We start from the raw sequence: 24017 nt of genomic DNA on the forward strand, positions 1-24017 counted from the left end.
CGGGTATCCACCCCGGGTCCCGGTAGTACCCGGTCCCGGAATTCGAGTACTGCCTACTCGTGTACGTCCGGTCCCCGCAGGCTTTACTTAAAGAGGTGAAGGAAGCGGCCGGTACGCAGGCCGCAAACCCCGCCTGAGAAGTTCAAGGTCTCGCAAGCTTCCGGTCACGGTGACCGGGCCAGACGGGGCCGGCGACGTCAGAGTCTTCTGAGACCGAGACTCTCCCCCCAGCCGTCGCCGGCCCTCCAATCCGCGGGGCTGAAGCCCGGAGCGGACGTGGCGGCTGCCCCTTCCGGGCGGCCGCCACAGCCGTGCTGTGGGACAATTGAGTGTCATTGGTTGGCATCTCAAGGAGTACGTCTTGGCCGTAGTATCAACGCCGCCCACGCTGGAGCGCGCCCTGCCGGTCATGGATGACGCCGAGGTACTCCGCATCCGCAACGACTTCCCGGTCCTGAACCAGCTGGTCAATGGCCAGCCCCTGGTCTATCTCGATTCCGGGGCCACCTCCCAGAACCCCCTAAGCGTCATTGAAGCTGAGCAGGAATTCTACGAGCAGCGCAATGCCGCGGTACACCGTGGCGCGCACCATCTCGCCGTGGAGGCCACCGAGGTGTTCGAGGATGCCCGGCAGACGATTGCCGACTTCATCGGCGCTGACTACGCGGAGACCATCTGGACATCGAACGCCACCGAGGGCCTGAACCTGATCAGCTATGCATTGTCCAATGCAGGACTGTGGGCTGCCCAGGGCCGCGGTGACGCGGGCCTTAAACAGCTTGCCCTGAACCCGGGCGATGAAATTGTGGTGACGGAAATGGAGCACCACGCCAACCTGATCCCCTGGCAGGAGCTGGCGTTCCGCACCGGGGCCACCCTTCGCTACATCCCCATCGACGACGCCGGATCCCTCCGCATGGACCTGGCCGGGGACATCATCGGCAACCGGACCCGGGTGCTGGCGTTCACCCACGCCTCGAACGTCCTGGGGACCATCAACCCCGTTGCAGAGCTTGTGGGACTGGCCCGGAAAGCCGGCGCGCTGGTGGTGCTGGACGCCTGCCAGTCAGCCCCGCACCTGCCCCTGGACGTCAAGGGACTCGACGTCGACTTTGCCGTCTTTTCCGGCCATAAGATGCTTGCCCCCACGGGAATCGGGGTGCTGTACGGCAAACAGGAGCTGCTGGACATCCTGCCGCCCTTCCTCACCGGCGGCTCCATGATCACCACCGTCACCATGGAACGCGCTGAATACCTTCCTGCACCGCAGCGTTTCGAGGCCGGTACCCAGAGGATTTCCCAGGCCGTGGCGCTCGCGGCAGCGGCGAACTACCTGACCGAAACGGGCCTGAACCGGATCCACCAGTGGGAAACCGGGCTCGGCCAGCGCATGGTTTCCGGGCTGGAGTCCATCCCGGGAATCCGCGTCCTGGGTCCGTCCGCCGGCAAGGAACGGATCGGGCTTGCCGCGTTCGATGTCGAGGGTGTCCATGCCCATGACGTGGGGCAGTTCCTGGACTCGAGGGGAATCGCCGTGCGCGTGGGCCACCACTGCGCCCAGCCGCTGCACCGCAGGCTGGGGCTGACCGCCACCACCAGGGCAAGCGCCTACCTGTACAACACAACGCACGACGTCGACCAGTTCCTGGATGCCGTCGCCGGCGTGCGGGCCTATTTCCGCGCCTAGCAGGGAAGACCGAAGGTAACACCATGAGCCTTGACCAGCTGTACCAGCAGATCATCCTGGACCATTCCAAGGCCCGGCACGGCAGCGGCCTTGCGGGGACAGCGGCGCCCGAGGGCGCCCACACCGGCCAGTCGCACCAGCTCAACCCGGTATGCGGGGATGAAGTTACCCTGCGGGTCGCCGTCGAGGACGGAAAAGTGGCCCAGGTTTCGTGGGACGGGGCGGGATGCTCCATCTCCATGGCGTCCGCGTCCGTGCTCAGTGAACTGGCCGAGGGCATGACAGTGGCCGAGCTGCACAACGCGATCGACAGCTTCCGGGAAGTCCTGCGCTCACGCGGGAAGGTCTCCGCGGATCCTGACCTGCTGGGGGATGCGGCGGCGTTTGAAGGCGTGGCCCGCTATGCGGCACGGGTCAAGTGCGCCATGATTTCCTGGGTTGCTGCGGAGGACGCGCTCAACCAGGCCGCCTGACCCCGGCGCGCTCCTCCGGGTTCCCTGGAACAACAGAAGGCCCTCCTCCCGACGGGAAGAGGGCCTTCATCAGTACACTGCTGTTCCTGGGGCAGGCCCGTCAGCCGGCCATCGCCATGATGCCGATGGCGGCAGTGGCGGCGCCCAACACCATGGAGATGCTGACAAGCACCACATGGACGGTAAGGAACCTGGTGGCTTTCCCGGCGGAGTCACGGGCCCGCGGATCCTTCATGACCCGGCGCAGGAACTGCGGCCAGACCACCAGGGACCAGACTCCCGCAACGACCAGCACCAGCGAGGCGAAAACGGGCAGTTCCACGGGTTAGTGGCTTTCCAGCCAGGCCTGCGCCTGCTTGGCCTGGAGGTTCAGGGCCTTGGCCACCATCGGCTCCGCGGCATCGGCGATCTTCCCGCCAAGGAACGGCACCGAGGACTTTACTGCCCCTTCAAGCTCAACGCGGGTGCCGCCGTCGGCAGCCACCAGCCGCTGCACGGCGGTGACGTCAACGGGTGCGCCGGCAATCTTCAGCGAGATGTTGCTCTGGCGGGAGCCGTCCGCAGCCGGGGCGTCCCAGTTCTCCACCTGGGTGACCTTCAGGTGCTCACCCACAAACTTCCGGGCAATCTCGGGCAGGCGCGTGGTGGGCAGGGTCCGCACGGAGGTGGCGCTGAAGGCTCCGGCAACGTCACCGTCCACGGTGAACGACTCCAGCGAGCCGCCCACGAGCTGGCTGACGTGGCGCTGGAAATCCTCGTTCACCAGGACTGCTGCCACGTTGTCGACGGAGTGCGGAAGGGTGGTGGTTGCGCTCAGGGCCATGTGTCCTCCTGGGACGTGCGGAACGGTTTTAACTCCACACATCCTACGGGGTTTGCTCTGCGTGCTCCGCATCCGCGATCTTTTGGGCGGCGGTGGTGATGTTCCGCGCCATGGCCGGAAAGATCAGGCTGTGGAAGGGCAGCACGGCCAGCCAGTACAGCCGCCCGCTAAGCCCCTTGGGGAAGAAGATGGCCCGCTGGCGGTAGCGGCTTCCGGTCCCGTCGGGCTCCACGGAGAGCTCCAGCCAGGCACGTCCCGGCGCCCGCATCTCCGCCCGCAGCCGCAGCAGCTTTCCTCGGTCGATGCGTTCCACACGCCACCAGTCAACAACCTCTCCGGTGGCCAGGGTATGGGGATGGCGGCGTCCGCGAAGCAGCCCGGCGCCGCCGGTCAGCTTGTCCAGCAAGCCGCGGACCTGCCACGCCAGGGGGAGGGAGTACCAGCCGTTCCGCCCGCCGATACCCTCGATCACTGTCCACACGTGCGCGGGGTCCACGTCGCCGTGGAAGGTCCGCTCGTCGATGTAGACCTTGTGTCCGGCCCAGTCGGGGTCGCTGGGCAGGGGATCGGCCGCCGCCCCCGCATTGGCCCACGTTGTTTGGACCTGGCCGTCGCGTTCCTTGCCAAGGGCCAGGGCGACGGCGCTGCGGTAGGTGGTCAGCCCGCCCTCGGGCTGCGGGATGAACTCGTCGATGTCGTGCTCGTCGGACACGGCATCATGCTGGAGGGACTGGACCAGGGGAACAGCCATGGATAACGGGATGGGGGTGGTCAGGGCAACCCACATGCCGGCGAGCTTGGGCGCCGGGACGGGCAGTGCCAGCACCACCCGGTAGGGGAGTCCGGCTTCGGCCGCGTATTCCTTCATCATTCCGGCGTAGGTGAGGACCTGCCGGCAGCCGATGTCGAACGTGCGGTTGATCGGCCCCTCGAGCGATGCCGCCGAGACAAGGTAGTACAGGACATCCCGCACCGCGATGGCTTCGATCCGGTTGCGGACCCAGCTGGGTGCCGGCATCAGCGGCAGCGTCTCGGAAAGGTGGCGGATCATTTCGAAGGACGCCGAGCCTGACCCGATCACCACGCCGGCCTGGAACACGATGGCGTCCACCGGACTGTCCAGGAAGACTTTCCCCACCGCTTCCCGGGAACGCATGTGGGTGGACAGTTCGACCCCCGTGGGGTGCAGCCCGCCGAGGTAGACAATCCTGCCAACGCCCGCGGCCGCAGCGGCTTCCGCTGCCGTCCGGGCCATGGCCTGCTCCTTGGCCTCGAACCCGGACCCGGCCGCCATGGAATGCACCAGGTAGTAAAAGACGTCGACGCCGTCCAGCGCCTTCCGCAGCGCTCCGCCGTCGTCAAGGCTGCTTTCCACCACCTCCACCTGGTCCCGCCACGGCACTCCGGCAATCTTGTCCGGCGAGCGCACCAGGACCTTGACCGTGTGGCCGGCCTCCAGGAGCTTGGGCACAAGCCGGCCCCCGATGTAGCCGGTGGCTCCGGTGACCAGGACAGTCCTGGAAGAAGGAGGGGTGCTGCTGGTTTCAGTCATGGTGGCTCCTTATCGTCCACAGGCCATTCGGAGCGGCCCGCGGTCTGGACGGTTGCTTTCGTAGACTGCCGCCGGCATCAGCTGCCGGACTCGTCCGTCCCTGCCCAGCCTAGCCCCGCGCCAGAGTGCCAGCCCCGCGCCAGCGCACTGGTCCTTTGCCAGCGCGCATTGTCGGAGCTGCGCGGTAGGCTGGGTTTACCCGGGATTCGCAGCGAATTTCGGGTTTTCGCGCTGCCTGCTTTCCCGCAACACCACAGGAGCTTCTGCCATGAGCCTTCCCGGCCCGTCCACTCACGGTCCGTCCCTGGACGGACTCCGCCGCGCACTCGCCGCGGACCAGACCTTCGCGCGCGTCCGTGCCGAGGCTGCCCGCGGGTTCGCGGTCCGTGGCCAGGACTACCAGATCAGTGCACCCGCCGGGCTGCGGGCGGTGCTGCTGGCCGAAATGGCGGACGGCATAGCCGCCGCAGGGAACGACGACGGCGGGTCCGGCGTCGTGCTGGCCGTCACCGCGACGGGCCGGGAGGCCGAGGACCTGACGGCGGCGCTGCGGGCCTACCTTCCGGCGGACTGCGTGGCCGAGTTTCCCAGCTGGGAGACCCTGCCCCACGAGCGGCTCTCGCCCCGTTCGGACACCGTCGGCCGGCGGCTCTCCGTGCTGCGCCGCCTGGCACACCCGGAAACGTCGACGGCGGGCCCGCTCCGGATTGTGGTGGCTCCCGTCCGCGCCGTGGTCCAGCCGGTGGTTGCGGGCCTTGGCGAGCTCGTCCCGGTCACCTTGAAGGTAGGCCAGGAACGGCCCTTCACCGAGGTGGTGCGGAGCCTCTCCGACGCCGCCTACGCCCGGGTGGACATGGTGACGCACCGCGGTGAGTTTGCTGTCCGCGGTGGGATCATCGACGTCTTTCCGCCCACTGAGGACCACCCCATCCGTGTGGAGTTCTTTGGCGACGAAGTGGACCAGATGCGCTGGTTCGCCGTGGCAGACCAGCGCTCGCTGTCCTCGCCCGGGCTGCACCACCCCACCGAGCTGCACGCCCCGCCCTGCCGCGAAATCCTCATCACCCCGTCCGTGATGTCCCGGGCAGCCACCCTCAAGGCGCAGCTCCCGGCAGCGGCAGACATGCTTGAGAAGATCGCCGGCGGAATCGCCGTGGAGGGCATGGAATCCCTGGCTCCCGTGCTGGTGGACGCCATGGTCCCGTTCGTGGAACAGCTGCCCGCAGGCTCGATCTCGGTGGTCATCGAACCCGAGAAAGTCCGCACCCGTGCCCACGACCTCGCCGCCACCAATGAGGAGTTCCTCGAGGCCGCCTGGTCCACGGCTTCGGACGGCGGGACGGCGCCGCTGGACCTCAGCTCGCAGGCAAGCGCCGCGCTCCATTCCGCCAGCTTCCGCTCCCTCACGGAAACGCGCAGCTCCTCCCTGGACCACGGGGTCTCCTGGTGGTCCATCACGTCGCTGGCGCAGGACGAGGAACTGCTCCCGGATATCGACGTCCTGAACCTGCATGCCCGGGAACCGCGGGGCTACCAGGGCGATGTGGCCGAGATGATGGAGTTCATCGGTTCCCACGTCCGGGACCAGTGGCGGATCGTCGTCGCCACTGAAGGCCCCGGACCTGCCCAGCGCCTGGCCGAGCTGTTCCACGAGAACGACATCCCCTGCGCCAGGGTGGACAGCCTGGACCACGAGCCCCAGGCGGGCATCATCGAGGTGACCACTGCCGCCGTCGGACGCGGTTTCGTCCTGGACGGGCTCAAACTGGGCCTGCTCACCGAAGCCGACCTGCTGGGCCGTACCTCCGCCGGGTCAACCAAGGACATGCGCCGCATGCCCTCCAAACGCCGCAACGCCGTGGACCCGCTGCAGCTCGTGGCGGGCGATCACGTGGTTCACGAGCAGCACGGCATCGGCAAGTTCGTGGAACTGATCCAGCGCAAGATCACCGTCGGCGGCTCGAAAGATACAGCCGGGGTGCGGGAGTACCTGGTGCTGGAGTATGCCCCGTCCAAGCGCGGCGCGCCGGGGGACAGGCTGTTCGTTCCCACGGACCAGCTGGACCAGGTGACCCGCTACGTGGGCGGCGATACCCCTGTCCTGAGCAAGATGGGCGGCGCGGACTGGGCCAGCACCAAGTCCAAGGCGCGCAAGGCCGTCAAGGAGATCGCCGGGGAGCTCATCCGGCTGTACTCCGCCCGGATGGCGTCCCGCGGGCACGCGTTCGGCCCGGACACCCCCTGGCAGCGGGAACTGGAGGAAGCCTTCCCCTACGTGGAGACGCCGGATCAGCTGACCACCATCAACGAGGTCAAGGCGGACATGGAGCGCGAGATCCCCATGGACCGGCTGGTCTCCGGTGACGTGGGCTACGGCAAGACGGAGATCGCCGTGCGGGCCGCGTTCAAGGCGGTCCAGGACGGCAAGCAGGTGGCCGTGCTGGTGCCCACCACGCTGCTGGCCCAGCAGCACTACGAAACGTTTACCGAACGGTTCTCCGGCTTCCCCCTGCGCGTGAAGCCGCTGTCCCGTTTCCAGGCGTCCAAGGAGGCCAAGGAGACGGCGGAGGGCGTCAAGAACGGCACCGTGGACGTGGTGATCGGCACGCACCGGCTCCTGTCCAAGGACTTCGAGTTCAAGGACCTTGGCCTGGTGATCGTGGACGAGGAACAGCGCTTCGGGGTGGAGCACAAGGAAGCGCTCAAGAAGATGCGGACCAACGTGGACGTGCTCGCCATGAGCGCGACCCCCATCCCGCGCACGCTGGAGATGTCCCTCACCGGCATCCGCGAAACCTCCACCCTGGCCACGCCGCCGGAGGAACGGCACCCGGTCCTGACGTACGTGGGCCCGTACACGGACAAACAGACCTCAGCCGCCATCCGCCGCGAGCTGATGCGCGAAGGCCAGGTGTTCTTCGTCCACAACCGGGTGTCCACCATCGAACGGACGGCCGCAAAGATCCGTGAGCTGGTGCCCGAGGCCCGGGTCGAGGTGGCGCACGGCAAGATGTCCGAAAGCCGCCTGGAACAGATCATCGTGGACTTCTGGGAGAAGCGCTTTGATGTCCTGGTGTGCACCACCATCATCGAAACCGGGCTGGACATCTCCAACGCCAACACCCTGATCGTGGACGGCGCGGACAAGTACGGCCTGTCCCAGCTGCACCAGCTGCGCGGACGCGTGGGCCGCGGCCGGGAACGCGCCTACGCCTACTTCCTCTACCCGTCGGAGAAGCCGCTGGGCGAGGTGGCCCTGGAGCGGCTCAAGGCCGTGGCCACGCACAACGAGCTCGGCGCGGGCATGCAGCTGGCCATGAAGGACCTGGAGATCCGTGGTGCCGGCAACCTGCTCGGTGGTGAACAGTCCGGCCACATCCAGGGCGTCGGATTCGATCTGTACATCCGCCTGGTGGGCGAGGCCGTGGCAGACTTCCGCGGCGAGGCCGAGGAAAAGGCAGCAGAGATGAAGATCGAACTGCCGGTGAACGCCCACCTTCCGCACGACTACGTGCCGGGGGAGCGGCTGCGCCTGGAGGCGTACCGCAAGCTCGCGGCTGCCCTCACCAACGAGGCCATCGACGAGGTCCTGGCAGAACTGGTGGACCGGTACGGAGAGCCGCCGCTGCCGGCCCAAAACCTTGTGTCCGTGGCCCGCTTCCGCGTGGGCGCCCGTGAAGCCGGCCTGTCCGATGTTGCCCTGCAGGGCAACTTCATCAAATTCTCGCCGGCCACTCTTCCGGAATCCAAGGTCATGCGGCTGAACCGGATGTATCCGGGGTCCCAGTCCAAGCCTGCTCTTGATGCCGTGCTGGTCCCCAAGCCGAAGACGGCAAGGATCGGCGGTCGTGACCTGCAGGATGCGGAGATCCTGGACTGGGCCAACGGAGTCATCCGCAACATCTTCTCCGACGCGCCGCTCACCGCTCCGGCAGTCAGCGGATAGCCGCATGATGGGAGGACACCACGCCGCGTCGGGAGCCGCGGCGTGGGTGGCTATTGCCTCGACGGGCCCGTACACGCTGGGCTGGTATCCGCTGGACGCCACCGGGATCCTGATCGGTGGAATGGCGACGGCGGGAACAGCCCTGGTGTGCGACTGGGACCACCGGCACAGCACAGTTGCAAATTCCCTGCCGCCGCTGTCCAACGTGATTGCCGTCGGGATTGAAAACGCCAGCGGCGGGCACCGCCAGGGGACGCACTCCGTCCTGGGTGCGGCTTTCTTCGTCCTGCTGGCCACGCTGGCGGGGCAGGTCCAGCTGCAGACGGACTGGGGCCTGCTTTCCGTGGGCGCAGGGCTGCTGTGCATGTTCATGATCAACATTGCGGCCAAGGCCTTGAAGCTGTTCCCGAAGGCGGGGTTCATCAGCAACTGGATCTTCGCGCTGACCATGGCGGGCCTGGTCACCTGGTTCGCGCCGGACCAGTGGACCTGGCTTCCGGTATCCATGCTGACCGGCGTTGTGGTCCACATCGTGGGGGACCTGGTGACCGCCGGCGGTGTCCCTTTGCTGTGGCCGCTCGTGGTCAGGCCGCCCAAACCCCTGCGCCGGGTGCCGCTGCTGCGCCAGGTGTGGCGGCCCAACGGGGCACTGTCCCTCCCGCTGCTGGGACGGGCCGGGTCAAAACGCGAGTGGCTTGTCCTGATTCCCGTGAGCGCCTACGCCATGGTGGGCCTGTCCGTGGCCGCCTGGTCCCTGGCCCACGCCCACTGGGGCCGCGCGGCCGACGCCGCGGTGGCGTGGGCGCGCATCTGGTTCTGAACCTTAAGCAAAAAAGAACCCTTGGACCGTCCGGTCCAAGGGTTCTTTGTGGTTTCGTGCGCCTAGTGTTCGCCGGCGGAGTCTGAGCGTCCCAGGATGCTCTGCGGAATCCAGAAGGCCAGGGCAAACAGCGCAAGGCAGACTGCCATGGGCCAGGGGTTATCCAGCGTGAGGAAGGAAAGCGAGTACACGGCTCCCAGGAACAGCGCGATCATGGCGACAAAGAGGAGGATGCTCGTGCCGAGCTTGTTCTCGTTCTGCGGGGTCTGGATGGTCCCTTCGTGGGACGACGAGCCCTGGCTGGACGCCGTGATCTTGCTGGACATAATTCCTCCTCGGCCCCGCGGGGCTCAATCTGTGGCGGCTTCCGGTGCCTTCAGTACGACGACGAACCCTGTTCACCGTTCACAATGGCAATCCCGGAGCTGGCACCAATACGTGTTGCACCAGCTGCAATCATAGCCTGCGCATCCGCAAGGGAGCGTACCCCGCCGGAGGCCTTGACGCCCAGGCCGGGTCCCACCGTTGCGCGCATCAGGGCGATGTCCTCCGCTGTTGCACCGCCCCCGTTGAAGCCGGTGGAGGTCTTCACGAAGTCCGCGCCGGCTTCCACAGCCGCCTGGCAGGCCGTGACCTTCTGGCTGTCGGTGAGCAGCGCCGTTTCGATAATGACCTTCAGAATCGCGCCGCTGGCGTGCACTGCCTCGGCCACGGAGGAGATGTCCTCAACGAGCGCGCCCTTGTCCCCTGCCCTTGCAGCGGCGATGTTGATGACCATGTCCACTTCATCGGCCCCGTCCAGCACCGCGCCGCGGGCTTCGAAGGTCTTGACGTCGGTGGGTGTGGCACCCAGCGGGAACCCCACCACCGAGCAGGTGAGGACCCCGGTGCCCCTGAGCGCGGTCTTGACGGTCTTGACCCAGATGGGGTTGACGCAGACTGACTTGAAACCGTATTCGGCCGCTTCCGCGCATACCTTGAGGACGTCGGCTTCCCCAGCCTCAGGCTTCAGCAGCGTGTGGTCGATGTAGGACGCTATGCTGCCGGAACCTGCGGCGCCGGTGGCTGTGGTCTGAACGGAAGGGGTGGCTTCGTTGCTCATGATGGTCCTCTCCAGGGGCCTGTGGGCCGGGCGTTGTAACGCCCATGACTCGTTTCGGAACCATCTTGCCACAGCCCGGATCGCCGCCCGCTCCGGGGGCGGGAGGCGTCCCTTCGAGCCGTCAGGCCGCGGCCTGCAGCGGAACGGCGCCCGAGCCAGCCGAGGCCGCGGTCAGCAGCTGGGTGGCGCAGGCGCCCGCAGCGGAAGCCGCCGCAACCAGCAGGCCCAGCCGGACGCCGTCGAACGCTGCGGCGTCACCGAGGGCCCAGATGCCGGGAACCGACGTCCGGAAGTCCTGGCTGATGACAATCCCTCCGCTGGGCGCGGTCCGCAGGCCGGCGCTGGCGGCCAGTCCGTCCCGTGAGACCCGCTCCTCCGCCAGAACCACCAGGTCACCGTTCATGCTGCTGCCGTCCTCGAAGATCACCGCGGACGCAGCCAGGCCGGACGCGGACGTGCCGGGAACGACGGCGGCCGGGCGGGCTGTGGTGCGGACCGGGCGGACGCCCTGGGCGCGGAGCACGGCCTCAGCCTGGCCGGCCGCCGTGCCGTTGCCCACCAGGATGCCCAGTGGGCGGCGGCCGAGCTCCCTGGCTACCTCGCTGACGGCCTCCCCGATGCGGGCGGCATCGTCAATGGTGGAGTAGCTCAGGCAGGCGCCCGCTCCTTCCACCGGGCTGGCCACGGGTGCCGATCCGGTGGCGATGACCAGCTGGTCGTAGGCGAATTCCATGCCGTCCGCGGTGGCCACGGTGCGGTTGACGGCGTCGATGTGGCTTGCCGGCTGGCCGAACCGGACCGAGACCTGCGGCAGCAGCGCCAGCTCCAGCAGTTCCTCCGGGGTGTCGTCCCGGTTGCTCAGCACGGTGATGGTGCCGGTGAAACGGGCCCGGTCCAGCTGGCTGACAAGCGCCTGGGCAGCAGGACCTGCCCCCGCGATGACAATGCGGGTGGCGGCGGAGGTGGATGTGGAGGGTGCCGGAGCGGACATGTGCTGGCCCTTTCGCTGGCGGCCGGAAGCGGCCGGAACTTCGTGATGGAACCCAGCGTAGGCCCGTGCCTTTTCCGGCGTGTTTCCCGGCAGTTGCTGTTTAAAGGCCCGGTGTTCGCCAGTGTTTACCGGCCGGTAACAGAACCCGTGACCTGCCTCTCATCCGCCAGCTGGCCGACACAATTGCCTTGTGCTGCTGCCCGTCGGTGCTGTCCGTCCCGGGATTCCTAGACGCGGATACGGTAGCCGCGCTTCACCACAGTTTCCACCAGGCGGCCGTCAGGCAGCGAGGAGCGGAGACGGCTGACGGTCATGTCCAAGGCGTGGACGGAACCGCGGAGTTCCAGCAGGTCGGACAGCGATTCCCGGGACAGGACCGCGCCGCCGGCACCGAGCAGGGCGCGCAGGAGCAGCAGCGGTGCGGGGGCGAGCTCCACCGGTTGCCCGTTGATGCGCAGGCTGCGGCCGCGCAGCTCGATGTTGCCGGACCGGGTATCCAGCCGGCGCACGTGGTTGAGCGCGAGGTGCTCGCACACCAGCCGGATCAGTGCACCCATCCGGAACCGTTCCGGGATCAGCGGTGTCACGCCGGCATCCAGCAGGGGCTGCGCCGTGACCGGACCCACCACTGCCGTGGTGACGTTGGTCTTCAGGCTCTCGATCAGCTGCTTGTAGACGCCCATTTCGTGGGCGGTGCTCCACATGGCATCCACCGCGGGTGCGCTGGTGAAGGTGAGGACGTCCAGGTTCCCGCTGCAGGCAGCCTCGATGAGCCGGGGGAGCCGGTCCTCGCCGTCGGGCTTCACCCAGCGGTACGGCGTGACTGTCAGGACGGTGGCGCCGGACATGCGCAGGCGTTCCAGCTGCCGCACATCGGTGTAGCCGTGCAGCTGCACGGCAACGGTTTTCCCGCGCACGCCCTCGGCCAGCAGCATGTCCACCAGCGTTGCGGTGGTTTCGTCGCTGCTTATTCCGACGTCGGCGAGGCCGGCGGCGCGCACCGCACCGCGGGCTTTGGGTCCGCGGACGAACATCCGGCAGGCGCCCAGGGTCTCGAGCAGTTGCTCGCCAATACCGAAGGAATCCGCGGCCTCGCACCAGCGCCGCATCCCGTAGGCGGTGGTGGCGATGCAGAGGTCCGGCCGCGCCGCGATGATGGCACGGGTGTCCTCGATGAGCCGCATGTCCTCCTGCACGGGTGCGATTTTCAGGGCGGGGGCGTGCAGCACTTCCGCCCCGCGGCGTTCCAGCGCCTCGATCAGGTCCTGGGACCGCCGGTGCGAGGTGACACCGATGCGGAAACCCTCCAGTGGAGCCTCTGCGGCGTCGGGTGCTTCTTCAGGCGTTCGTTTGACCTGCGGTGGTTCGGCCGGTGCAAGTGCAGTCATGGGGGTCAATCCTTTCACGAACCCAGCAGCGAGGCCGCCAGCCTGTCCAGGTCGGCTGCGGCCTCGGCATGCCCGCGGTTGGCTTCAGCCACGCGAACCACCTCGCCGATGACCAGCACGGCGGGGTTGCTGCAGCCGGCGGCGGTGGAGGCGATGGTGCCCAGGTCCGCGATGGTGGTGCGCTGGCCGGGGCGGTAGCCGCGCTCCACCACGGCCATGGGCATGTCAGCCCGCATCCCGGCCCGGCGGAGTCCGGCAGCGAGCTGGTGGAGCGTTCCGATGCCCATCAGCACCACGATGGTCCCGCCGAGGCCGGCAAGGTGCTGGTGCTCCTTCTCGGTCAGCGGGGCGTGGCCGGACACCACGGTGAACATGTGGCTGACTTCGCGGTGGGTGACGGGGATGCCCGCGGCAGCCGGGACGGAAATGGCGCTGGTGACGCCGGAGATCACGCGGACCTTGACGCCGGCGGCCACGCAGGCGGCAACTTCCTCTCCGCCACGGCCGAAGACATACGGGTCCCCGCCCTTGAGGCGGACAACATTGTTGCCGGCCAGGGCGCTCTCCACCATGAGCTTCTCAATGTCGCCCTGGCTTACCTTGTGGTGGCCGGGCTTCTTGCCCACGTCCACCAGTTCGGCCGAGGTGAGGGAGGGGAGCTCCTGGTACGGGGCCAGCCGGTCGTAGAACACCACGTCGGCGTCACGGAGGGCCTTGACGGCGGCGACGGTGAGGAGCTCGGTGGTGCCGGGGCCGCCGCCCACCAGGGTGACGTGGCCCGGGGTGCCGGCAGCCGGCTCCACAGCGACCGGAATCCCCGTGTCGCGGCAGCGGCCAAGGAGGGATTCCCAGCCGGGCTGTCCGTCCTCCACGGCCGCCACCAGGAAGGGGCGTTCGGGCAGCGGGCCGTCGTGCGCCGAGCCCTGCGGAGTGCTGAGGCGGTAGACGACGGCGCCGGCGGCTTCGTAGCGGCGGACCGCCTGGCGGGCAGCGTGGTCCGAGCCCGTCACCAGTACTTCACGGCCGGTGAGATCAATGCTGAGCTGCATGCCTATACCTCGTTCTCGTCGCGGGACCTCAGGGGGATGGAAGCGCCAATCAGGACTGGCTGCTGGGCGGCTGCCGCCTTCTCCTCGGCGGTGGCGGGGCGCATCTGGCCGCGCTCGTCCGGGACGAAGGTGATGGAGTCGTCCTTCTGGTCGGGTGCATTGACGAAGGAGCGGAAGCGGCGCAGCCGCTCGGGGTCCTTCAGGGTGTCAGCCCATTCGTCGATGTAGGTATCCACGTGCTTGGCCATGGCGGCCTCGAGGTCAGCGGCGATGCCCAGGGTGTCCTTGACCACGACGTCCTCAACGTGCTTGATGCCGCCGTCGAGCTCTTCCTGCCACCGCGCGGTGCGCTGCAGCCGGTCGGCGGTGCGGATGTAATACATGAAGTAGCGGTCGATGTACTTGATCAGCGTTTCGTCGTCGAGGTCCTTGGCGAGCAGCTGGGCGTGGGCGGGTGTTGCGCCGCCGTTGCCGCCGACGTACAGGTTCCAGCCGTCTGCGGTGGCAATGACGCCCACGTCCTTGCCGCGGGCCTCGGCGCATTCGCGGGCGCAGCCGGAGACGCCCATCTTGAGCTTGTGCGGGCTCCGCAGGCCGCGGTAGCGCAGTTCCAGCTGGATGGCCATGGCCACCGAGTCCTGGACGCCGAAGCGGCACCAGGTGGAACCGACGCAGGACTTCACCGTACGCAGGCTCTTGCCGTAGGCCTGGCCGGATTCGAAACCGGCGTCCACCAGTTCCTTCCAGATTTCCGGCAGCTGCTCCAGGCGGGCACCGAACATGTCGATCCGCTGGCCGCCGGTGATCTTGGTGTACAGGTTGTACTTTTCGGCGACGGCGGCGATCACGCCGAGTTTCTTGGGGGTGATTTCGCCGCCGGCGATGCGGGGGACCACCGAGTAGGTGCCGTCCTTCTGCATGTTGGCCAGGGCGCGGTCGTTGGTGTCCTGCAGGGTGCCGCGGCCGGCGTCCAGCACGTAGGCGCTGTTCTGGCTGGCCAGGATGTTGGCGATGGTGGGCTTGCAGATGTCGCAGCCTGCGCCGGTGCCGTACTTGGCCATGATCTCTTCGAAGGAGGTGAGTTCCAGGACGCGGATGGCGTCGAACAGTTCCTGGCGGGACAGTTCGATGTGCTCGCAGAGGGCTTTGGAGACCTCGACACCTGACTTGGTGAGTTCGGTTTCCAGCAGCTTCTTGAGCATCGGCACGCAGGAACCGCACTGGGTGCCGGCGCGGGTGCAGCCCTTCAGCTCGCCCAGTTCCTGGACGGGGGCGTTGCCCTCGCAGGCGCCGCAGCCGTTGATGGCGTCGCGGATGCTGCCGGCGGTGACGTTGTTGCAGGAGCAGAGGGTGGCGTCGTCCGGAAGTTCCGTTTCGGGGGCTTCGCCGCCGCCTGCCGCGGTGAGGAACGCGCCGGGTTCGGCGGGAAGCTCGCGGCCGAGGAGCGGGCGGAGGCTCATGTACGGTGAGGCGTCGCCCACGAAGATACCGCCCAGGAGGGTCTTGGCATCGTCTGTAGTGACGATCTTCTGGTACACGCCGCGGGCGGGGTCGGCGTACACGATTTCGAGGGCGTGTTCGGTCTTGGCGAACGCATCGCCGAAGCTGGCCACGTCAACGCCGGAGAGCTTGAGCTTGGTGGCGGTGTCGAAGCCGGGGAACGTTGCGTCGCCGCCGTGCAGCCGGTCGGCCACAATCTCCGCCATGGTGTTGGCGGGGGCAACCAGGCCCAGGCACATGCCGCCGAAGTTGGCCACCTCGCCGATGGCCCAGATGCCGGGCACTTCGGTTTCGCAGTAGTCGTTGATGACCACGCCGCCGCGGGGACCCAGGCTGAATACCTGTTCCTCGCCCTCGGCGGCGCGGAAGAGTTCGTCACGGGGCCGGACGCCGATGGCCACAATGACCATGTCTGCTTCGATGATGCGGCCGTCCGCCATGAGGACGCCGGTGACCTGGCCGTCGTCGTCGGACAGGACTTCTGAAGGGAACACGCCGCCGTGGACTTCGAAGCCCTTCGCCGTGATGAGCCGTCCCATGGCCTGGCCGGCGCCTTCGTCCAGCTGCGTGGCCATCAGCCACTGCGATCCGTCAATGACGATCGGGTTGGCGCCCAGCTGCTCCGTGCCGGCGGCGGATTCGAGGCCAAGGAGGCCGCCGCCGATAGTGACTGCGTTGACCTTGCGGCCCAGCTTCTCCTTCAGCCCGGCGATGGCCTCGTTGATGGCCCATACGTCTTCGAGGGTGCGGTAGACGTGCGTATGTTCGGCGCCCGGGATGGGCAGGCGTGCGGCGTTCGAGCCGGTGGCCACCACCAGCTCGTCGTATTCGAAGGTGTTGCCGGCAGCCGTCTCCACGGTCTTGGCCCCGGCATTGATCTTGATGACCCGCTCGCCGGTCTTGAGCTCCAGGGACGGGTGGTCCCACATGGCTGCGGTTCCCAGCGTAAGGTCCACGTCCTTGTCCGTGAGGGCCTTGGAGAGGGCAACACGGTCGTAGGGCAGGTGGGCTTCCTCAGTGAGGACCGTGACATGCCAGCCATCGAGGCCACGGGCATGCATTGCGTCCGCAAAACGGTGGGCCGCGGGGCCGCCGCCGGCGACGACGATGCGGCGCGGAGTCTCTGTGCTTGAAGTCTGTTCGGTCACTGATGGCCTTTCGCATGGGCCGCAGTGGAACTGCAGCCTTCTCTGTCGAGCTGTCCATCCAGACTAGGGAGACGCAGTTTCGCTTCAGTTTCCCAATTGTTTCGTCAACTTAACTTCTGCATCACGAACGCATTTCCGGCCGTGTGAGGTGTCTTTTACGCGCCGGACACATTCACTGCACGCCTCTGAAACACCCGGAGCCTAGCGTGGTTCACGGCTGCAAAGGCGGCCCACTGAGAAGGATTACCCGCACAGGGAGAGGAGCCGGACATGACGGCAACACTGGAACTTGGGGCACTCGAAGCCGGCCTTGACGAGGCGGTATCCGGGATCACGGGCGGCTGGCACAGCGTGTGCCCGGTGGAGGACCTGGAGATTGCCTGGGGCGAGGCAGCCCTGGTTGCGGGACGCCAGATTGCCCTCTTCCGCACGGGCGCCACCGACGTTTTCGCGGTTGCGCACGAGGACCCGGCCACGGGAGCACACGTCATGGCGCGCGGGATCCTGGGCTCACGCGGGGAGCGCCCCACCATCGCCTCGCCGCTGCACAAAGAGGTCTACGACCTCGAAACCGGTGAATGCTTCAGCACGCCCGGCCTGGCCATCGCCACCTTCCGCACCCGCATCAGCGACGGCATGGTCGAGGTTGAGCTGTAGCGGCTAGAGCCCCAGCGCTTCACTGACGTCGCGGAGCACGTCATCCAGCGCCGCCCGTACTGCCTGGCGGGCGGCCGGCAGTTCCGCGGCGGAACCCACATGCTGGATTACTTCGAGGTAGCACTTGAGCTTGGGCTCGGTGCCGCTCGGACGGATGATCACGCGCGTCAGGTCCCTGGTGACGTACAACAGCCCGTCCGTGGGCGGCAGCTCGTCGCTGCCCTCGGCCAGGTCCGTGTACACCTCAACAGCGGATGATCCGAACGTTTCCGGCGGGGAGACCCTGAGCCGGTTCATCATCGCGTCCAGGAGCCCCAGGTCCGCAACCCTGATGCTGAGCTGGTCGCTGGCGTGCAGGCCGTGCTGCAGGTAGAGCTCGTCCAGGGTGTCGAAGACGGTCTTGCCGTCAGCCTTGGCGGCCGCCGCGAGCTCCGCGATCAGCAGGGCAGCCGAGATCCCGTCCTTGTCCCGCACCAGATCCGGCGCCACACAGTAGCCCAAGGCTTCCTCGTAGCCGTACACAAGCCCGGGAACCCGGGAAATCCACTTGAACCCTGTCAGCGTCTCCTGGTGGGCATAACCGGCCGCTGTGGCGATGCGGGCCAGCAGCCGGGAGGACACGATCGAATTCGCGAACACTCCCTGGGCACCTTCCTCCGTGCCGCCGTCGTCCGTTGCCCTGCCCGCGGCGATCCTGGCGGCCACGTGGGCTCCCAGGAGCGCGCCAACCTCGTCCCCGCGGAGCATCCGCCAAGCGCCGGTATCAGGGTCTTTCGCCGCAACGGCCGCCCTGTCGGCGTCGGGATCGTTGGCAATCACAATGTCTGCCCCCAGCCGTTCAGCCGACTCCAGCGCCAGGTCCAGGGCGCCGGGTTCTTCCGGGTTGGGAAAGCTGACGGTGGGAAAATCCGGGTCCGGCTCGGCCTGCTCCGCCACCAAGGTGATGTCCTTGAAACCTGCGGCGTTCAACACCGACAGCGCGGTCCCGCCGCCCACACCGTGCAGGGGAGTCAGGACGATGCCCAGGTCGCGGGCCGGGAACTCACCGGGCATGGCCAGCGCGGCCGTGGAGCGTTCGTAGTCGGCTGCAAGGGTTCCGTCCAGGACAGTCCAGCCGGAAGGGGCAAGGGTGATCGAATCCAGAGGCCCCACCGCGTTGATCCGGGCGGCGATGGCGGCATCGTACGGGGTGACGATCTGTGCACCGTTGCCGTTCTCCGGCACGGCATGGCGGCCCAGGTACACCTTGTACCCGTTGTCCTGCGGCGGGTTGTGGCTGGCAGTCACCATGACCCCGCCGTCGCATTCCAGCGCCCTGACGGCGAAGGCCAGCAGGGGAGTGGGCAGCGCCGCAGGCATCAGGAACGTCTCGATCCCTGCTGCCGTGAAAATCGCTGCGGTTTCCTCGGCAAAGATGTCCGAGTTGTGCCGGGCGTCGTAGCCGACGACGGCGCGCGGCCGGGTTCCCGGGGAGGACTCGCCGACCGCCGAGAGCAGGAAGTCCGCCAGGCCGGCGGCGGCCCGGCGCACCACCACCCGGTTCATCCGGTTCGGACCAGGACCCAGGGCCGCCCGCAGTCCCGCCGTGCCGAACTGCAGGGTCCCGCGGAAGCTGTCCTCGAGTTCCTGGCGGGCTGCCGGGACACCGTTCTCCACCTGCCGGATGAGCTCGAGGAGGGAGGCCGACGTCACCGGATCCGGGTCTTGGGCAGCCCACGCGCGGGCATCATTGAGCAGGCGGATTTCGGCATCGGAAGACGTCATGGGCCTAACGCTATCGTTATTGGCCCGCCACTTCTTCCAACCCCGGCCACGAAATGCCCGTGGCAGGGGCGCCGCGGGTGACCGCGCCGCCGGTCAGAGCCGGGCGATGATCTCTGCCAGCAGCTTCGAAATCCGCGGGCCGGCAGCCTGACCGGACTCGATGACCTCCTGGTGGCTCAACGGCTGGGGGCTGATGCCGGCGGCAAGGTTGGTGACCAGCGAAATGCCGAACACCTCCATGCCGGCGTGCCGCCCCGCGATGGCCTCCAGCGCCGTCGACATGCCCACGAGGTCGGCGCCGATGCGCTTGGCGTACTGCACCTCGGCGGGCGTCTCGTAGTGGGGGCCGGGGAACTGGGCGTAGACGCCTTCTTCCAGGGTGGCGTCGACGTCACGGGCCAGTCCACGGATCCGGGCAGAGTAGAGATCCGTCAGGTCCACGAACGTGGCACCCTCCAGCGGCGAGGCGGCGGTGAGGTTGATGTGGTCGCTGATCAGCACCGGGGTGCCCGGGGTCCAGTTTTCCTGCAGCCCGCCGCAGCCGTTGGTCAGCACCAGGGTCTTGCAGCCGGCGGCAGCCGCTGTGCGGATGCCGTGCACCACCGCGCGCACGCCCTTGCCTTCGTAATAGTGCGTCCTTGCACCCAGCACCAGTGCCCGCTTGCCGCCCGAGGTCAGGACCGAGCGGATGGTGCCCACGTGTCCTTCCACCGCCGGGGCGTGGAAACCGGGGACCTCGTCGGCGGACAGGGTGGCGGTGGTTTCGCCAATCAGGTCGGCTGCCTCGCCCCAGCCGGAGCCGAGGACCAGGGCGACGTCGTGGCTGTCCACGCCCGTTTCCTCGGCGATGTAGTCGGCAGCGGCACGCGCGGCGGCAAAGGGATCGGTGTTCAGGAAGTCAGTTGTACTCACTGGTACAAGCTATCCTGCCGTCCGTCGCGCCGCCCACCCTGGGCCGGTTTTCCTGAGAGACCGTTTTCTTTGGCCGTGCGGGGGAGTTGCAGGAGAATGATTGTTTGTGACTACGCATCCAGATTTCAGTTCCCCCCGGATCGCAATCCTGGGAGGTGGTCCGGGCGGGTACGAAGCCGCCATGGTGGCCGCCTCGCTGGGGGCGCAGGTCACCATCATCGAGCGTGCAGGACTGGGCGGATCGGCCGTGCTGACGGACGTCGTTCCGTCCAAGACCCTGATCGCCACCGCGGACCTGATGACCCGCGTGGGGGAGGCGGGCGAGCTGGGAGTGAAGTTCGACGTCGACGGCGGCGACTTCGTGCCCGTGATGCGCGCCGACCTCAAGCACATCAACGACCGTTTGCTGAACCTGGCCCGCAGCCAGTCCAAGGACATCCATGACGGCCTGGAGAACCTGGGCGTGCGGATCATCACCGGGTCCGGCCGGCTGCTGGATGACCGGACCATTGAAGTCCTCACCGCGGATGGCACCGAGACCGTCGAGGCGGACACCATCCTGCTCGCCGTGGGCGCCCATCCGCGCGAGCTTCCCACGGCACGGCCGGACGGCGAACGGATCCTCAACTGGACGCAGATCTATGACCTCGATGAGCTGCCCGAGGAACTGATTGTGGTGGGTTCCGGTGTTACCGGGGCCGAATTCGCCTCCGCTTACAACGGACTGGGATCCAAGGTCACGCTTATTTCCAGCCGTGACAGGGTGCTTCCCGGATCCGATGTGGACGCGGCAGTAGTACTGGAGGAAGTCTTCGAACGCCGCGGCGTCCGGGTCCTCTCGCGCTCCCGTGCCGAGACCGTGGAGCGGACGGACGACGGCGTGGTGGTCACCCTCAGCGACGGGTCCAAGGTCACCGGCAGCCACTGCCTGCTGTGCCTGGGCTCCATCCCCAACACCGCAGGGATCGGCCTTGAAGAGGCCGGCGTGGCGGTCAGCGAAAGCGGCCACATCAAGGTGGACGGCGTGTCCCGCACCTCGGCCCCCAACATCTATGCCGCCGGTGACTGCACCGGCGTGCTGCCGCTGGCCTCCGTGGCGGCCATGCAGGGCCGCATCGCGGTGGCGCACTTCATGGGTGACACCGTCACCCCGCTCAAGCTGCACCAGGTGGCCTCAAACATCTTCACGTCCCCGGAAATCGCGAACGTGGGCGTCTCGGAAGCTGAGATCGACTCGGGCAAGTACCAGGGCGACATCATCAAGCTCTCGCTGCGCAGCAACGCCCGCGCCAAGATGCGGAACCACCGCGACGGCTTCGTGAAGATCTTTGCCCGCAAGGGCTCCGGCACGGTGATCGGCGGGGTGGTCGTAGGACCGAACGCCTCGGAGCTGATCTTCCCCATCTCCATCGCGGTGAAGCAAAAACTGCACGTGGACGACGTCGCCAGCACCTTTACCGTCTACCCGTCCCTCAGCGGCTCCATTTCGGAGGCGGCCCGCCGCCTGCACGTCCACCTGTAGGGGCGCGTCGGAATCCACCGGGTTCCAGGAGCCCGTGAGTCTGGACCACTCCGCGCAGCCTGCATAGACTCCTCAAAGGGACGGCCGGGAATTCCATCAGCGGATTTCCCGGCCGTCCCTGCACCAGCCATCAGAAGGGTAGGCGGAAGAAATGTCAGCAGCACTCGTGAGGCCGCGCAGCGGCAAAATCATCGGTGGGGTGTGCGCGGCCTTGGCAGCCCGTTTTGGGCTTCCAAAATTCCTGGTCCGGTTGGGCTTCGTCATTTTTGGCCTGGTGGGGGTCGGCGAACTGGCCTACATCGTGCTCTGGATCCTTATTCCCAAGGCCCCGGCCTAAGTATGCGCGCACCGGGGACGTTGTGCCCTACTGCTCCACCGCACCCTGCAAGCACAGTGGAGCATGGCTTCCATATACATTGCCTACGGCAGCGTTGAAGGGCAGACGGCCCACATAGCGGAGTACATCGCCGATGTGATCCGGGCGCACGGGCACCACGCTGAAACCGCGGACCTCAAGCATGCTCCGGACAGCATTCCGGACGGGCAGGACGCCGTCATCGTGGCGGCGTCGGTGCATATTGGCAAGCACGAGGGTTATGTTGCGGACTTTGTCCGCAAGAACCGCAGCGAACTTGATCGTTTGCCGTCCGCCCTGGTCTCGGTCAGCCTTGCCGCCCAAGGGGATGAAGCCAGTGCGGAGGGCTACGTGGAAAAGTTCGAGGAGGAGACCGGCTGGCACCCCCGCCATGTAGCGATGTTCTCCGGTGCGCTGATGTACACCCACTACAACTTCCTGAAACGCCAGATGATGAAGAAGATCGCCAAGGACAGGGGCTCCCAGGACCTGGACACGTCCCGGGACTACATCTACACCGAGTGGGACGGCGTGAAGCGCTTCGCCGAGGACTTCCTGGCCGGGGTCCCGGGTTCTCCTCCTGGCGTCAACAAGTGAGAACGCCGGCAGCCACACCCGTCATGTTCCTTGCTGCGTCCGCTTTGCTTGGCGGGTGTTCGCAGCCCGGGAACCAAAACACTCCGGCGCCGGCACCCCGCCCCTCCACCGGTGGGACCAGCCCTGCCTGCGACCTCATCACTCCTGAAATTGCCGCGAAAGTCGTACCCGGGATCATGCCTGCAGGCCAGAACAGCAGTGACAGGCCACCCGGAAGCAAGGCCTACCTCTGCACGTATTCGAGCAAGTCCATGGACGGAGGCATCACGGCCCTGTCGGTGGCACTCACCTCGCCCGCCTCGTCGCAGGACATCTCCACAGCGAAGTCGGCGCCCGGCTGCTCACCCGTCACCGGAATCGGTGACTTCGCCTGCCTGCAGTGGACCGGCTACTTCCGGGGCGAGGCCGGGGGCGCCTCCGCGAACGTTGTCCTCACGGCTGTCCGGGGCGACGAAACGCTCGAAATGCCATACGTCACCTCTGCGCCCATGAACGGCGCTCCCGCTCCCGACGGCGATGCGATGGCCCGTGCGCTCGCACAGGCAGCAGTGGACGCCGGCTGGGGCAACGGCACCCCGCTCGGCGTTCCCGCGGCCCCCGCTTCCTAGTCAGGCGGCCTGGACCGCCCGGAAGTGTTTTTCGATAAGCCCCTTGATGTCCTCATGGCAGCCGCCGCAGCCGGTTCCGGCACGCGTTGCCTTGGACACCTCGGCTACCGTGGAGCAGCCCTCCTCAACGGCGCCCTGGATGGCGGCTCCGCTGACTCCGGCGCACCGGCAGACGGTGCCGGCGGGATCGGCGGCACCCGTGCCCGGCAGCTGGTCCGGCCCGTCGAGGCGCAGCAGCAGGGACCGGTCAGCGGGAAGTTCCGCGCCGCGTTCGAACAGCCCCACCAGCTCGGCGGCCGTGCGGGGCATGCCAACGGCCACCAGGGCCTCCAGGACGCCGCCGCGGGTGGTCATTTTGACATAGCGGCCGTGCTCCGGGTCCGCCCACTGGGAAACCTGGAGCCGCGGGCGCCCGTTCACGGCACCGGCAGCAAGGGCGTCCTCGTCCCAGGGCTCTGCGGAATTGTCGCCGGCCACGGCCATGTTCATGCCGCGCGCCTTCAGGACGATCACGCCCGGCTGCTCCGCCGGCAGCGCCGGCAGCAGGGCGGCGTCCTCCCCGCCGTCTGCCAGCAGGGTCAGGTACCCGGCCAGCCACTCGGCCTGCCGCCAGCCCGGCCCCACCAGGCCGGAGGGCCCCTTGGCGTTGCGGCAGGGTGCGCAGTCCGGATCCGGGCAGCGCACCTCGGCGCAGTCACCAATGGCAAAGATGTGCGGCTCGTGGTGCGCGCGGAGTTTGTGGTCCACCAGGATGCCCGCGGACGTGGAGAGCCCGCAGCCCTCGGCGAGTTCAGTGCGGGGGCGGACGCCGCAGGAGAGCACCAGGAGGTCGCCGTCGATCGCGGACCCGTCGTCGAGCAGCAGCGCCGAGAAACCGCCGTCGGGCGCGTTGTGCTCCACGCCCGTGGAGCGCGCGTTGCCGGCCATCCGCACGCCGCAGCGGCGCAGGCTCGCCGCCAGCACGGAGCCGCCGCCGCGGTCGATGTTGCGGCCCAGCGGATGCGGGCCGTTGTGGACCACCGTGACGGTGGCTCCTTCTTCCGCCGCGGCCAGGGCGGTCTCCAGGCCCAGGACGCCGCCGCCCAGGACCACCACCCGCTTGCCGCCGGTCACGGCCCGCCGC

At 67.6% G+C, this 24017-nt stretch carries 21 protein-coding genes; 9 read left to right on the forward strand and 12 right to left on the reverse strand.

Features of this window, described 5'->3' with window-relative positions:
- The first annotated feature begins 361 nt into the window (after positions 1 to 361).
- Together HTS88_RS03780 and sufU are read left to right on the forward strand one after the other, a co-directional pair.
- Complete coding sequence (locus HTS88_RS03780) at positions 362 to 1687, forward strand: SufS family cysteine desulfurase (RefSeq protein WP_174175610.1); 1326 nt, start codon at positions 362 to 364, stop codon at positions 1685 to 1687.
- A 23-nt stretch (positions 1688 to 1710) separates the two neighbouring features.
- A complete protein-coding gene (gene sufU, locus HTS88_RS03785; RefSeq protein ID WP_174175612.1) occupies positions 1711 to 2160 on the forward strand; it encodes a Fe-S cluster assembly sulfur transfer protein SufU in 450 nt (149 codons plus the stop codon).
- A gap of 100 nt (positions 2161 to 2260) precedes the next feature.
- Here sufU and HTS88_RS03790 read toward each other — a convergent pair whose 3' ends face one another.
- From HTS88_RS03790 to HTS88_RS03800, 3 genes are read right to left on the reverse strand one after another with little or no spacing between them, the layout of a single operon-like run.
- Complete coding sequence (locus HTS88_RS03790; protein WP_174175614.1) at positions 2261 to 2482, reverse strand: SCO4848 family membrane protein; 222 nt, start codon at positions 2480 to 2482, stop codon at positions 2261 to 2263.
- A gap of 3 nt (positions 2483 to 2485) precedes the next feature.
- Complete coding sequence (locus tag HTS88_RS03795) at positions 2486 to 2983, reverse strand: DUF2505 domain-containing protein (protein WP_174175616.1); 498 nt, start codon at positions 2981 to 2983, stop codon at positions 2486 to 2488.
- A 43-nt stretch (positions 2984 to 3026) separates the two neighbouring features.
- Positions 3027 to 4535, reverse strand: a complete 1509-nt coding sequence (locus tag HTS88_RS03800; protein ID WP_174175618.1) for an SDR family oxidoreductase — start codon at positions 4533 to 4535, stop codon at positions 3027 to 3029.
- Between the two features lie 268 nt (positions 4536 to 4803).
- On the opposite strand from HTS88_RS03800, the gene mfd reads away from it, so the two are divergent.
- Complete coding sequence (mfd, locus tag HTS88_RS03805; protein ID WP_174175620.1) at positions 4804 to 8481, forward strand: transcription-repair coupling factor; 3678 nt, start codon at positions 4804 to 4806, stop codon at positions 8479 to 8481.
- A 4-nt stretch (positions 8482 to 8485) separates the two neighbouring features.
- The gene (locus HTS88_RS03810; RefSeq protein ID WP_174175622.1) at positions 8486 to 9301 is read left to right on the forward strand and encodes a metal-dependent hydrolase; all 816 of its coding nucleotides are present in this window, start codon (positions 8486 to 8488) and stop codon (positions 9299 to 9301) included.
- A gap of 62 nt (positions 9302 to 9363) precedes the next feature.
- Here the strand turns inward: HTS88_RS03810 and HTS88_RS03815 are convergent, their stop codons facing one another.
- From HTS88_RS03815 to nirB, 6 genes are all read right to left on the reverse strand, one after another.
- Positions 9364 to 9627 (reverse strand): hypothetical protein, encoded by a 264-nt coding sequence (locus HTS88_RS03815; protein WP_174175624.1) that lies wholly within the window; start codon positions 9625 to 9627, stop codon positions 9364 to 9366.
- Between the two features lie 50 nt (positions 9628 to 9677).
- The gene (gene deoC / locus HTS88_RS03820; protein WP_174175626.1) at positions 9678 to 10403 is read right to left on the reverse strand and encodes a deoxyribose-phosphate aldolase; all 726 of its coding nucleotides are present in this window, start codon (positions 10401 to 10403) and stop codon (positions 9678 to 9680) included.
- Positions 10404 to 10524: 121 nt separating this feature from the next.
- Positions 10525 to 11394: an FAD-dependent oxidoreductase gene (locus HTS88_RS03825; RefSeq protein WP_174175628.1), complete on the reverse strand. Its 870-nt coding sequence runs from the start codon at positions 11392 to 11394 to the stop codon at positions 10525 to 10527.
- 227 nt (positions 11395 to 11621) lie between these two features.
- A complete protein-coding gene (locus tag HTS88_RS03830; protein WP_174175631.1) occupies positions 11622 to 12782 on the reverse strand; it encodes a uroporphyrinogen-III synthase in 1161 nt (386 codons plus the stop codon).
- Between the two features lie 14 nt (positions 12783 to 12796).
- Positions 12797 to 13831 (reverse strand): uroporphyrinogen-III C-methyltransferase, encoded by a 1035-nt coding sequence (cobA, locus tag HTS88_RS03835; RefSeq protein ID WP_174175633.1) that lies wholly within the window; start codon positions 13829 to 13831, stop codon positions 12797 to 12799.
- A gap of 2 nt (positions 13832 to 13833) precedes the next feature.
- On the reverse strand, positions 13834 to 16479 hold the full coding sequence (gene nirB, locus HTS88_RS03840) for a nitrite reductase large subunit NirB (RefSeq protein ID WP_174175635.1): 2646 nt from the start codon (positions 16477 to 16479) through the stop codon (positions 13834 to 13836).
- A 270-nt stretch (positions 16480 to 16749) separates the two neighbouring features.
- Here nirB and nirD point away from each other — a divergent pair, with 270 nt between their 5' ends.
- Positions 16750 to 17136: a nitrite reductase small subunit NirD gene (nirD, locus tag HTS88_RS03845; RefSeq protein WP_174175637.1), complete on the forward strand. Its 387-nt coding sequence runs from the start codon at positions 16750 to 16752 to the stop codon at positions 17134 to 17136.
- A 3-nt stretch (positions 17137 to 17139) separates the two neighbouring features.
- Here the strand turns inward: nirD and HTS88_RS03850 are convergent, their stop codons facing one another.
- Positions 17140 to 18900 (reverse strand): phospho-sugar mutase, encoded by a 1761-nt coding sequence (locus tag HTS88_RS03850; protein WP_174175639.1) that lies wholly within the window; start codon positions 18898 to 18900, stop codon positions 17140 to 17142.
- A 93-nt stretch (positions 18901 to 18993) separates the two neighbouring features.
- On the reverse strand, positions 18994 to 19812 hold the full coding sequence (locus HTS88_RS03855) for a purine-nucleoside phosphorylase (protein ID WP_174175641.1): 819 nt from the start codon (positions 19810 to 19812) through the stop codon (positions 18994 to 18996).
- 106 nt (positions 19813 to 19918) lie between these two features.
- On the opposite strand from HTS88_RS03855, the gene HTS88_RS03860 reads away from it, so the two are divergent.
- The 4 genes from HTS88_RS03860 to HTS88_RS03875 all read left to right on the forward strand — a co-directional run bounded on the left by HTS88_RS03860 (position 19919) and on the right by HTS88_RS03875 (position 22894).
- On the forward strand, positions 19919 to 21334 hold the full coding sequence (locus tag HTS88_RS03860) for an NAD(P)H-quinone dehydrogenase (protein ID WP_174175643.1): 1416 nt from the start codon (positions 19919 to 19921) through the stop codon (positions 21332 to 21334).
- A 151-nt stretch (positions 21335 to 21485) separates the two neighbouring features.
- A complete protein-coding gene (locus tag HTS88_RS03865) occupies positions 21486 to 21671 on the forward strand; it encodes a PspC domain-containing protein (protein WP_174175645.1) in 186 nt (61 codons plus the stop codon).
- A gap of 63 nt (positions 21672 to 21734) precedes the next feature.
- Positions 21735 to 22286: a flavodoxin domain-containing protein gene (locus HTS88_RS03870; protein ID WP_174175647.1), complete on the forward strand. Its 552-nt coding sequence runs from the start codon at positions 21735 to 21737 to the stop codon at positions 22284 to 22286.
- A gap of 176 nt (positions 22287 to 22462) precedes the next feature.
- Complete coding sequence (locus tag HTS88_RS03875; RefSeq protein ID WP_174175649.1) at positions 22463 to 22894, forward strand: hypothetical protein; 432 nt, start codon at positions 22463 to 22465, stop codon at positions 22892 to 22894.
- On the opposite strand, the gene HTS88_RS03880 is transcribed toward HTS88_RS03875, so the two are convergent.
- The coding region (locus HTS88_RS03880; RefSeq protein WP_174175651.1) for an FAD-dependent oxidoreductase at positions 22895 to 24017 on the reverse strand (1123 nt) is incomplete at its 5' end.

This window comes from Pseudarthrobacter oxydans (assembly GCF_013314975.1).
Classification (GTDB): domain Bacteria; phylum Actinomycetota; class Actinomycetes; order Actinomycetales; family Micrococcaceae; genus Arthrobacter; species Arthrobacter oxydans.

Excerpts from the sequence above, each read along its gene's own strand:
- HTS88_RS03810 (WP_174175622.1), top strand. The coding sequence starts at position 8,486 with ATGATGGGAGGACACCACGCCGCGTCGGGAGCCGCGGCGTGGGTGGCT.
- HTS88_RS03800 (WP_174175618.1), bottom strand. The coding sequence starts at position 4,535 with ATGACTGAAACCAGCAGCACCCCTCCTTCTTCCAGGACTGTCCTGGTC.
- nirD (WP_174175637.1), top strand. The coding sequence starts at position 16,750 with ATGACGGCAACACTGGAACTTGGGGCACTCGAAGCCGGCCTTGACGAG.
- deoC (WP_174175626.1), bottom strand. The coding sequence starts at position 10,403 with ATGAGCAACGAAGCCACCCCTTCCGTTCAGACCACAGCCACCGGCGCC.
- HTS88_RS03795 (WP_174175616.1), bottom strand. The coding sequence starts at position 2,983 with ATGGCCCTGAGCGCAACCACCACCCTTCCGCACTCCGTCGACAACGTG.
- HTS88_RS03850 (WP_174175639.1), bottom strand. The coding sequence starts at position 18,900 with ATGACGTCTTCCGATGCCGAAATCCGCCTGCTCAATGATGCCCGCGCG.
- cobA (WP_174175633.1), bottom strand. The coding sequence starts at position 13,831 with ATGCAGCTCAGCATTGATCTCACCGGCCGTGAAGTACTGGTGACGGGC.
- HTS88_RS03825 (WP_174175628.1), bottom strand. The coding sequence starts at position 11,394 with ATGTCCGCTCCGGCACCCTCCACATCCACCTCCGCCGCCACCCGCATT.
- mfd (WP_174175620.1), top strand. The coding sequence starts at position 4,804 with ATGAGCCTTCCCGGCCCGTCCACTCACGGTCCGTCCCTGGACGGACTC.
- HTS88_RS03875 (WP_174175649.1), top strand. The coding sequence starts at position 22,463 with ATGCCTGCAGGCCAGAACAGCAGTGACAGGCCACCCGGAAGCAAGGCC.
- HTS88_RS03830 (WP_174175631.1), bottom strand. The coding sequence starts at position 12,782 with ATGACTGCACTTGCACCGGCCGAACCACCGCAGGTCAAACGAACGCCT.
- HTS88_RS03865 (WP_174175645.1), top strand. The coding sequence starts at position 21,486 with ATGTCAGCAGCACTCGTGAGGCCGCGCAGCGGCAAAATCATCGGTGGG.
- HTS88_RS03815 (WP_174175624.1), bottom strand. The coding sequence starts at position 9,627 with ATGTCCAGCAAGATCACGGCGTCCAGCCAGGGCTCGTCGTCCCACGAA.
- sufU (WP_174175612.1), top strand. The coding sequence starts at position 1,711 with ATGAGCCTTGACCAGCTGTACCAGCAGATCATCCTGGACCATTCCAAG.
- HTS88_RS03870 (WP_174175647.1), top strand. The coding sequence starts at position 21,735 with ATGGCTTCCATATACATTGCCTACGGCAGCGTTGAAGGGCAGACGGCC.